The following is a 10,545-nucleotide window of genomic DNA, read 5'->3' on the forward strand; positions in this document are numbered from 1 at the left end:
GGGGGGGGGGGGGGGCCGGCGGCCCCCCCCCCCCCCCCCCCCCCGCGGAACTACAGGAATGGTCAGTTGTGCAGCGCGCGCAGGACCTTGTAGAACTCCGCCTTGCCTTCGAGCCCGATGCCCGGCAGATCGCCCGGAGCCACGCGGCTGTTGACGATGACGGCGTCGTCGGTGAAACCGCCGGTGGGCTGGAACTCGCCCGGGTAGGACTCGTTGCCGCCGAGCTTGAGGGCGGCTGCAATATGCAGGGAGAACTGGTGTCCGCCGTGCGGGATGCAGCGGCGTGAGGACCAGCCGTGCTGGGCCAGCATGTCCTGGATTCGCTTGTACTCAACCAGGCCGTAGCTTAGGGCGGGGTCGACCTGGATAAAGTCGCGGTCCGGGCGCATGCCGCCGTGGCGGATCAGGTTCCGGGCATCCTGCAGGGAGAACAGGTTTTCTCCTGTGGCGATCGGGTTCTTGTAGTGCTCGGAAAGGGTGGCGTTCAGGGCGTAGTCCAGCGGATCGCCGACTTCCTCGTACCAGAACAGACCGTACTGGTCGATGGCTTTGCCGTATTCGATAGCCGTTTCCAGATCGAACTTGCCGTTGACGTCCACCATCAGGCGGGAACCGTCGCCGTCGAGGACCTCGATCACGGCTTCGATGCGGCGGAGGTCCTCGGCGAGGTCGGCGCCGCCGATCTTCATTTTGACCACGTTGTAGCCCTTGGCGAGGAAGCCGCGCATTTCGTTCTGCAGGTCTTCGAGGCTCTTGCCGGGGGCGTAGTAGCCGCCGGCGGCGTAGACGAAGACGTCCTTGTCCGGGTCACCGTCACCGTAGTGATCCGAGATCCACCGGTACAGCGGGACGCCGGCGATCTTCGCGGCCAGGTCGTGCAGGGCCATGTCGACGACGCCGACGGCGACCGAGCGTTCGCCGTGGCCGCCGGGCTTCTCATTGGACATCATCAGGTCCCATGCCTTCTCCGGCGAGAGCTGTCCATCTTCATCGAGAAGGTCCTCGGACGGGGCATCCATGATGCGCGGCAGGATGCGGTCCTTCAGGATGCCCGTCGCGTTATAGCGACCGTTGGAGTTGAACCCATAGCCCACCAGAGGCTCACCGTCGACGAACACATCGGAGACAAGGGCGATGATCGTGCAGTCCATCTTGGTGAAGTCAATGAAAGCGTTCCGGATCGAGGAACTGATGGGGATGGTGCCGACGTGGGCGGAAACGATTTTCATCTTTGATCTCTCCTGAGTTGATGTCTTATTTCTTATAAGAACTCTGATCAAGGCTCGTCCGGGATGATGTGGGACACGATCCGTTTGAGCGAATATCTTATAAGACCTTGGGTTCAAGGCTAGTTCTAAGTGACGGGCAGCACAAGCACTTCGAGGAAATTTCTTATAAGAAGTTCACAAGGCGCTATGCTGTAGGCAAAGGGGGTCACACCTTGGCAAGAGATTCGGAGCAGCAGATGAGCACCACTAATGTCTTTTCCAGTAAGGGCAGTCTGGCGTACAGCGAACTCCGCCAACTAATCCTTTCCGGTGGACTTGCCCCGGGATCGCGCATCTCTCAGTATGAACTGGCCGACAACATGCAAATGAGCATCACCCCCCTGCGCGAAGCGATCCGTCGGCTCTCAAGCGAGGGGCTGATCACCATGGACACTCACCGCGACTCCCGGGTGGCCGCCATGAGCGCCACCGAAGCGCGAGAACTCCTTGAGGTCCGCCTCTCACTCGAACCATCGGCAACCGAACTGGCGGCTTCCCGCCGGACGGACGCCGATATAGCAGCAATGCGCGCAGCCGCCGAGAAGCTGCTGCCTGTCACGCGGGTCTGGGGCGAGGGTGCGATTGCGGTGCACCGGGAATTCCACCGGGCCGTCTATGTTGCCTCGCACAACGACGTCATGATCAAGCTCCTGGATGACCTTTGGGACAAATCTGACCGGTACCGCCGCGTCGGCCTGGAGCTCCCCTCTGGTGACGAACCCCGAACGATCGACTTGAACCAGCACCACCAGATACTCGAGCTCGTCATTGCCGGGGACGGCGCCGGCGCTGCCGAACTTGCCCGCACCCATATAGCCAACAGTCTCACGGCCTCTGTTACCGGAGCGCTAGAGGAGCGCGAGAACGTCCAGGCGGTAACTCCGGCGGAAAAAGCCTAGTATCCACCGGCATCCCGGCGATCGTCAGTACCCTGCCGCTGCCGTCGGCCCTCGGCCCGCACCGTCAGTCCGAGTGCCTACCGGACCGACGGGGCGGAACTCTTCTTCAGCCACACCTTGGTGCAACTGCCAGGTCCTTGTGGGTTCAAGAGCGTCAGCACTACCGGTATGCCGTGCTGATTCCACCGTAAACCTCCGAGCCCAGGAAGCTACACCATGGCCAATAGAGCGCTTAAAACGCAGTCCTTTACCCCTTCGGGATCCTAAGATTCATCCCATCCAATGCGGGTCTCCGAGGCCTTGGTTAGGCACCCCCAGGGTAACCGCATCGGGTTCGCATCACCGGGTGGTCAGCGATTTTTTGTCGACGGGTCAAGGTCAAATGTTGCTAGGGTGGTGGACCTCTATTCCGGTGCCGGAAATGAGGAATGACATGAGGTCTTCTCCCACGGTCAATGGGCCGTCATAGTTTTCACGTGTTCGCTCTACAAGCTTCTCATTGCTCACTCCCGGAATCCCGATTGTGCCGTTGACAATGTGGCTGTATACGGCCATTTGTGGCGCGGCTGTTTTGAATATCTGGCCTGCCTGTCGGGGGTTGGTGTGGTGGGCATACACGGTGGGAAGCGCCGAGGTATCCTCAAATTCCGCAACCTCGTGGATCATGACATCGACGTTTGAACCGTATTTGACGATGTTGTCAACCGGTATGGTGTCTCCGCTAATGAGCACCGAGTGCTCACCGAAATCAACTCGGTATCCGACGGACGGTTTAATTGCTCCCTTCGGATCGTGCTGCACATCGAACATGGTTACCCGGACACCGTCCTGGTCAAACACCACTCCTTCGTGTGTAAACTCCGTGGCGGACAAGCCCGTCGCCTCGGGCTTCACCTCCCCGTCCGCGACACGTACGTCGGCATCGTTCTTGAAAGCAGAGGTTAAGCCCTCTGCAATATTCCCCACGCCTTCGGGGCCATATAAGGAAAGTGCCTCCTGCCTTCCGCCCAGCGGCGGAATGTAACCGGTCATCCACAGGTCGGCCAGGCCACTGACATGGTCCGAGTGGAAATGAGTCAGGAAGACGCCGTCGATCTGGCCAAGTGACACGCCCGCCTGGTGCAGTCGTGTTGTTACGCCGCGGCCAGCATCAATGACCAGGTTCAACTTATTCGTCTGTACCAGGGTCGACATGCCCGCGCGCGACGTGCTGGGTAATGGGCTACCTGTTCCCAGCAGGGTTACTCGAAGTTCGTCGTCGTTCAAGGGTGCAGCGGCCGGATGTTGGGTTGGAGTGGTATCCATCTGGGCAGCCGCTGCCGCCTTAGGTTGCGGAAGATCGTTGTCCGCGCATCCAGCGGCGACCATGCAAAGCATCCCGCTGAGCGATAGCGCAGTGAATCGAAAAAGACGGGTGTGAAGTGGGGACTTTCCCATCGTGAGCTCCTTTGTCAATTGGGTAGTGAATGGTTCTGCTCCACTCGAAGGTGGGTTTCGTTAGCGGAATTCCAATGAAGACGACTTTGCGGATGGCGACGGCCGTCGAGAAGGTTTCGTAGTTGAGCCTTGGCACGCGTAGATCCAGCATGTCCCCGGAAGCGCTTTTTGCTACTCTGCGCTTCAGAGCCAGTCCGTTCCTGTCCATTCCAACCTCAGCCTTACGGTCGTGTGTGGTCACAACCCGTGGTTCGACGATTGCAAGCAACGAAACGAAGAGGTAGCTATCAGTCGACAACCGAGGGAGGCGTAAGCACGGAATTTTCATTGCGGCCGGCACTCGGGCTAGTGCCAATTTTGTGACGTGAAGCACATCGGTGCTATGAGGTTTCTGCTGGGCGGGAAGAATCCTTGTTTGCTTGAATCGCGAGTGGTGGGCGGGTATCGTTCGGGCGCATCCATTGCTGCACCTGAATTGTGCGCGAAGTGAGGCCGCCCAGGTAGCGGCGAAAGATCCTTCCCGTCCAGCGGGAAGGATCTGGTTGCCCGGGATCGTGACTTGCAACACTTTGGGTATCACGCAGCGCTTCTCCGAACCGGATATCGGGTGAGGTTGCTTCCAAAAAACTTTCACTACCCATTGCCAAGGAGAGATCTTGATGGAGACCATGCGCGCAGCGAGGATGCACGATGTGCGCCAGCCGATGCTGCTGGAAGATGTGCCCAAGCCGGTTCCCGGGCCTCAGGATGTGAGGGTACGGGTGATGGCTTGCAACATAGTGCCAAATCTCGCCAACGTGCTGCACAATTGGACCACTTGGTTCCCACAGAACCCGCTGCCGCAACTGCCGGCGATTTTTGGTCTGGACCCGGCCGGCGTAGTCGAGGCGGTGGGCAGCGATGTCAAGGACTTCAAGCCCGGTGACAGGGTCTACGCCAATCCCGGTCGCTTCTGCGATTCCTGCAAGGAATGCAGGTCGAATAATCGGATGCACTGCCAGAACTTCGCATTCTCAGGCTACTTCGGGCTTACCCCCACCAGCGGGCGGATGCTTGAGCGCTACCCGTACGGCGGGTTGGCTGAATATACCTTGGTCCCGCAGTATTCGCTGGTGCGGCTGCCGGATTCAATGAGCTTCGAGACCGCTGCACGGCTCGGATATCTGGGCACCGGCTTTGCGGGGCTGCGCAAGGCCGAGGTAGGACCGGGCACCACGGTGCTGATCAACGGCATCAGCGGCACCCTCGGATTGGGCGTGGCCCTGTTCGCGCTGGCCATGGGCGCTTCCATGATCATTGGCACCGGCCGCAACCGGGAATTGCTGAACAAGGTCAAGGCCCTGGCTCCGGAACGGATCATTACCCACTGCACCCAGGACGGACCAGTCAGCACCAAAGCCAAGGAGCTGACGGGACACGGGGTGGATGTGCATATAGACGCCCTGGGTCCTGGGGCGGATCACGACGCGTTCAACGACGGGATCTACTCGCTGCGGCGCGGCGGCGTCTCTGTGAACATCGGGGCGACCGCGGGCCTAGTCCCCATGGATGTGCACCACATGATGGACGCCCAGTTGCGGTTGATCGGATCGTGCTGGTTCAGCGCGGGCGAGGGGCAGGCGATGGTGGACATGGCCGCCGCGGGTGTGGTGGACCTGTCGGTGTTCGAGCACATCATCTATCCGCTTGATGATGTCAATGAAGCGATTTCAGGGATCGCGGCGCGCAACGGAGGGTTCAGCAACTTCATTATTTCACCCGTGTAAGACTCACAGCACCGACCTTCGCGTGGCGGTCTAGGATCAACACTCAAGATTGGCAGTACTCGCAGTACTTATGGGGGAGTAGAAAATGGCAGGTAACAGTTCGAAGGCTGGACGCAGCGTGGTCAGCAAGGCGATAGCCATCCTGGCGGTGTTCTCCGGACACCGCGTCGAGGCGGGACTGAGCGAAATCGCACGCTTGACGCAACTGCCGACTAGCACGACACACCGCTTGTTGGCGGACCTCGTCGACAGTGGGGCGCTGGACCGAACCCCCAGCGGCCGCTACGTCATCGGGCTGAATCTGTGGGGTATCGCCAGCCGCGCTCCACAGTCCTACACGCTGAGCCAAGCAGCAGTTCCTTACCTGCAACGGTTGCTGGAAGTCTCCAAGGAACATGTGCACTTGGTGACGCTGCATGGCAGCTACGGCCTGGTGCTGGAGAAGCTCTCCTGGCATTCGGTGCCAGACCGGATCTCCCCGGAAGGCACCAAACTGCCCTTGCACGCCAGCGCCACGGGTCAGGTGTTGCTGGCCTTTGGCAGCGCCAGTACCCGCGACATGGTGCTATCGGGGCCGTTGACTGCCTACACGCCACGAACTCTGGTAACCGCGGATGACCTACGCAGACGCCTCCAGATTGTGCGGCGGCAAGGCTGCTCTCGCAGTTATGGCGAACTAGTGTCGGCCCAAACGGCGCTGGCCGCTCCGGTGTTCGGTGTAGACGGGACGCTGGTGGGCAGCATCGGAACGATCGTTGGCAATGATGAACGTGATTTGGAGACCATCGAACGAGCCGTGCGGCAGGAGGCCAGCAACCTGACCCAATACCTGCAATCCGTGCCCCCCGACCACCGAGATACCCCGAACTTCCGGCCCATGCCACACACCCTCACGGCTACGCCGCCATCTTCGGAGTGTCCCGCCACGGACTGACCCGACTCACACCGCCGCGGTCCGAGACAGGCCATAAGCCGCTTCGGACCCAGACTCCCAAGAACACATAAATGACAGTGCCTTGGCTCCGTGTTGCCTTTTTCGGGTGAACACTTTCGATTTCCCCTACAGAAAGAAGGAAAGAATGATTCGCCGAGTAGTGGTCGCCACGAATGAGGCCGGCAAATCGGTGATCGTCAGCGACGGCACCCCGCCGGTGCACCGGGAATATATCCACACCCCCGGGTTTGCGGACGCATTGGTCTGGCGGACCGACGCCACGCCCCACGCGTCCATCGAATCCGCTCAGCATCCGCTGGCCGACTATGTCCCCGGAGTTGGCGAGACGATCGCCCTGGCCATCACCTTTCCGCCAGGCAGCGTCTATGCCGATGCCGAATTCGACCCGCTGGCCGCCCGCGCCGAGGATTTGGCCACCAAGCCAGGACTGGCCGAATGCTTCGAAGAGGAGAACCCGGGCATGCATACCACCCCCACCATCGACTATGCCGTCGTCACCGACGGGCAGTTGGTGTTGGAACTGGACGACGGTGAGCAAGTCTCCTTGCAACAAGGAGATGTGCTCGTGCAGAACGGGGCACGCCACGCCTGGCGCAACCACAGTGACAAACCGGCCACGCTCTTTGTGGTGCTCATGGGTGCCGTTGTGCAGCCGGCCCAGCCAACGCTTACCCAAGCGCGGCAGGCCAGCAGCATCTAGCTGCGAAAACCTTCAATCCAGCCGAAAACCGTGCCCGCTGTGGCACACCGATCAATGGCCGGCATTGCCGGCAGGAGAGAGAAAAGAAAATGAAGTTCGTTTCCTACGTACGCCACGATCAAGAGTCCTTCGGAGCAGTGGTCGACGAGCAGATCGTGGATCTGCGTGAAGTGACCGGTGTGGAGACCCTGACGGAATTCATCGCAAGTGAAAGCTATGCCAAGCGCGAGGCTCTGGTGACAGGCCAACCTCGCTTCCCGGTTGCCGAAGTTCGCCTGTTGCCTCCGATTCCGCGCCCGGAAAAGATCGTCTGTGCCGTGCGCAATTACATGGACCACCACCAGGAAGTGCTGGATGCGGGGATGCAGCGGGAACTGAGTGACTTCCCACCGATCTTCCTTCGGGTCTGGCGCTCCCAAACGGCACATGGCGGACCTATTATCCGTCCCAATGCCTCGGAGTCCCTGGACTGGGAAGGGGAATTGGCGGTCATCATCGGGAAGGAAGGACGCAACATCCCCGAAGACGAGGCATGGGATCATGTGGCAGGCTACAGCTGCTACAACGACGCCAGCGTGCGTGAATGGCAGTTCCATGCCAAGCAGATCGCCGCCGGCAAGAATTTTGAGAACACGGGCGGTTTCGGCCCGTGGATGGTTTCCGCGGACGAGATCGCGCCGGGGCAGCAGCTGAACATCATCACGCGTTTGAACGACGAAGTGGTGCAGTCAGGACACACCGGCAACCTGATCTTCTCGATTCCGCAACTGATCAACTACGCCTCAACCATCTTCACCCTCGTGCCCGGGGATGTGATTGTCACCGGCACCCCCGCCGGTGTGGGATGGAGTCGCAAGCCCCAGCGTTTCATGAAGCCAGGGGACACCGTCGAGGTGGAGATCGAAGCGATCGGCACCTTGGTCAACCCGGTCATGGCGCAGGTCTAGACGATGACCAGCTACCGAATCCGCAAGAAGCATGTGGCCATCGAAACCGTCTTCCACGACGGGGGGCCGGAGCCCGAGCGCCCGCTACGAGTGGGTGCCGCCACCGCGGTGGTCTCCAACCCCTACGCCGGACGCCACGAACAGAACCTGTTGCCACTGATGGCCGAATTGCGCGAGCTGGGCCAAGTGCTCAGCCGCGACCTGGTCGACGCACTGGGAGGTGCCGGGAACATCGAGACCTACGGCAAGGGCGCGATCGTGGGCCTGAACGGCGAGATCGAGCATGCTGCCATGTGGCACGAAGCCGGCGGCTGGGCCATGCGGCAAGTCCTCGATGAGCCAAAGGCAATGGTGGCCTCGGCCCAAGCAGTGGCAACTGCCGGCTACCGGTTGATGGTCCCCATGCACTACATCCATGCCTCCTATGTCCGCAGTCACTACAGCGGCATGGAAATCGGGTTGCAGGATGCACCTCGACCGAATGAGATGCTCTTCGCCGTGGTCATGGGCGATGGCGGCCGGGTCCATTCACGGCTGGGCGGACTGACCAAGGATGCAGTGAGCGTCCACGACGGCCAACGCTGACCGACAGAACCGACATTTCAAAGTAAAGGAAGCAGCATGAGCAACTATGCACCGGCCCTCTCGCACTTCGGGGTCTTCGTCAGTGACCTGGATATGATGTCCCGGTTCTACTGCGACGTGTTCGACATGGTCGTCACCGATCGTGGTGAGGGACAAACCATGCCGTTCACCATCGCGTTCCTCAGCGGCAACCCGCTGCAGCACCACCAACTGGCACTGGCCAGCGGTCGGGATCTGGATCACCCGAGCACGGTTATGCAGATCTCCTTCAAGATCAAGGATATCGAGCATCTGCGCCAGGCCCAGGAACGGGCATTGGGTGAAGGCGCGAGTGACATGCGTGGCCTGAACCACGGCAATGCACTGTCGATCTACTTCAAGGATCCGGAAGGGAACACTGTCGAGGTCTATCTCGACACTCCTTGGTACGTCGCCCAGCCGCATGGTGATCCGTTGGACCTGAGCCTGAGCGATGAGGAGATCTGGGCCGAAACCGAACGGATCGTGAAAGCCGATCCGACCTTCAAGACGGTCGAGCAATGGCGGAACGAATTCGCCCGTGCCTAGGAAAAGTGCTTCGATCCGGGCAACGCTTACCTGAATTACCGGCGTTCCGCGCTGAAGACCTCCAAGCGGCGGGATGAATCGCAGGTAAGAACCGGCATCGCAGGCTTCCGAAAGATCGGGCTGTCACCGTGAAACACCGGGGCAGCCCGATCCCCCCATCCACATAGCAAGCGGCAGGAACTCCGATCAAATGCATATGGTGCTTCCCGGATCGCCGCAACGACATCTCAAAGGACAAAAAATGAAAAAGCGTTCACTCATCGCTGCTACTTCGGCAATGCTCCTGTTGACCACAGCGTGCGGTTCCTCGAATGAAGCACCCGCGGCGCAGGCCGAAGGGAAGAAGAAAATCACGGTTGCAGCCATGGCGATTTCCAACACGGCTCCGATCTGGCTCGGAAAGGAAAAAGGTTTCTTTGAGGCCGAAGGCCTGGACCTCACCATCGAGCCTGTCGCTGGTGGCGCGGACATTCCGGGCGTCGTCAGCGGAAACTATGACTTTGCCTTCGGCAACGTCATGTCCGTCTTCGTGGCCAAGGAACAGGGTCTGGACCTGCGCTTCGTGAGCAACGCCGCCTCCGCGAGCAATTCGGTGGAGTCGGATTCCGGCGCCGTGATCGCGCCTGAAGGCTCCGGCATTAAGTCGGCCGCTGACCTGGCAGGCAAGAAGGTCTCGGTCAACAACCTCAACAATATCGGCGACACCACAGTAAGAAGCGCAGTGGAAGCCGCAGGCGGAGACCCACAAAGCATTGAATTCGTGGAGATCGACTTCCCCAATGTCGCCGCAGCGTTGGAAACCAAGCAGATCGAAGCTGGCTGGGTCACTGAACCCTTCATGACCACCGCAATCGCTGATGGAGCCCACGTGGTTTCCTACAATTTCAAGGAAACGCATCCGAAATTGGACATCGCCGGCTACTTCACCAAGGGTGAGGTCATCGAACAGGATCCGGAACTCGTCAAGAGCTTCCAGGCAGCGATGAAGGAATCCCTGGAATATGCGCAGCAAAACCCGGACGAGGTCCGCGACATCATTGCCACCTATACCAAGATGGACGCAGCGGTGCTTGACAAGATCATCTTGCCGGACTTCCGCCCCGACTTCGACAAAGAGGCGCTCACCGGGCTGGGAGACTCAGCTGTCAAATACGGAACCCTGAAGCAGGCACCGAACCTCGAAGAACTGTTGCCATGATTCCGGGAACCATGGGAAGTAGGGTTTCGATGAAGAGTTGCAAGCCATGACCCAGGTGATCGAGTCATCGACGCGTGCCGGGACAAAGGCCACCGCCTCCCGAGCGCCGTCCAGGGGATGGCCGAAGTGGGTGCTGGGGCTGGTCGGCGTCGTGGCGTTCCTGGGGTTCTGGGAATTGATGCCGATCCTGGGGATCGTGCAGGCCAAGTACCTGCCCCCGGCG

Annotated in this window: 10 protein-coding genes; 8 read left to right on the top strand and 2 right to left on the bottom strand. The window is 60.1% G+C overall.

All coding sequences use genetic code 11. The annotated features are described in order from the left end of the window. Window positions 1-62: 62 nt before the first annotated feature. Complete coding sequence (locus tag ACIPVK_RS21205) at window positions 63-1,229, bottom strand: mandelate racemase/muconate lactonizing enzyme family protein (protein ID WP_407613969.1); 1,167 nt, start codon at window positions 1,227-1,229, stop codon at window positions 63-65. 236 nt (window positions 1,230-1,465) lie between these two features. Between ACIPVK_RS21205 and ACIPVK_RS21210 the strand changes: the two genes are divergently transcribed. Then, entirely contained in the window at window positions 1,466-2,167 is a 702-nt protein-coding gene (locus ACIPVK_RS21210; protein ID WP_407613970.1) for a GntR family transcriptional regulator, read from the top strand. Between the two features lie 378 nt (window positions 2,168-2,545). Here the strand turns inward: ACIPVK_RS21210 and ACIPVK_RS21215 are convergent, their stop codons facing one another. Further along, entirely contained in the window at window positions 2,546-3,604 is a 1,059-nt protein-coding gene (locus ACIPVK_RS21215) for an MBL fold metallo-hydrolase (protein WP_407613971.1), read from the bottom strand. A gap of 659 nt (window positions 3,605-4,263) precedes the next feature. Here ACIPVK_RS21215 and ACIPVK_RS21220 point away from each other — a divergent pair. The 7 genes from ACIPVK_RS21220 to ACIPVK_RS21250 all read left to right on the top strand — a co-directional run bounded on the left by ACIPVK_RS21220 (window position 4,264) and on the right by ACIPVK_RS21250 (window position 10,322). Beyond that, window positions 4,264-5,370 carry an alcohol dehydrogenase catalytic domain-containing protein gene (locus ACIPVK_RS21220; protein ID WP_407613978.1) on the top strand — a complete coding sequence of 369 codons (1,107 nt, stop codon included), beginning with the start codon at window positions 4,264-4,266 and terminating at the stop codon, window positions 5,368-5,370. An 85-nt stretch (window positions 5,371-5,455) separates the two neighbouring features. Continuing rightward, on the top strand, window positions 5,456-6,304 hold the full coding sequence (locus ACIPVK_RS21225) for an IclR family transcriptional regulator (RefSeq protein ID WP_407613972.1): 849 nt from the start codon (window positions 5,456-5,458) through the stop codon (window positions 6,302-6,304). Between the two features lie 145 nt (window positions 6,305-6,449). After that, window positions 6,450-7,025, top strand: coding sequence for a cupin domain-containing protein (locus tag ACIPVK_RS21230; protein WP_407613973.1), 576 nt, complete (start codon window positions 6,450-6,452; stop codon window positions 7,023-7,025). Between the two features lie 89 nt (window positions 7,026-7,114). Then, window positions 7,115-7,972 (top strand): fumarylacetoacetate hydrolase family protein, encoded by an 858-nt coding sequence (locus ACIPVK_RS21235; protein WP_407613974.1) that lies wholly within the window; start codon window positions 7,115-7,117, stop codon window positions 7,970-7,972. A 3-nt stretch (window positions 7,973-7,975) separates the two neighbouring features. Then, entirely contained in the window at window positions 7,976-8,557 is a 582-nt protein-coding gene (locus ACIPVK_RS21240) for an amino acid synthesis family protein (protein ID WP_407613975.1), read from the top strand. A gap of 36 nt (window positions 8,558-8,593) precedes the next feature. Beyond that, window positions 8,594-9,124 (top strand): VOC family protein, encoded by a 531-nt coding sequence (locus tag ACIPVK_RS21245; RefSeq protein WP_407613976.1) that lies wholly within the window; start codon window positions 8,594-8,596, stop codon window positions 9,122-9,124. Between the two features lie 241 nt (window positions 9,125-9,365). Continuing rightward, window positions 9,366-10,322 (top strand): ABC transporter substrate-binding protein, encoded by a 957-nt coding sequence (locus ACIPVK_RS21250; protein WP_407613977.1) that lies wholly within the window; start codon window positions 9,366-9,368, stop codon window positions 10,320-10,322. The last annotated feature ends 223 nt before the right edge of the window (window positions 10,323-10,545 follow it).

The sequence above is a fragment of the Paeniglutamicibacter sp. MACA_103 genome, assembly GCF_045798555.1.
Taxonomy (GTDB): Bacteria; Actinomycetota; Actinomycetes; order Actinomycetales; family Micrococcaceae; genus Paeniglutamicibacter.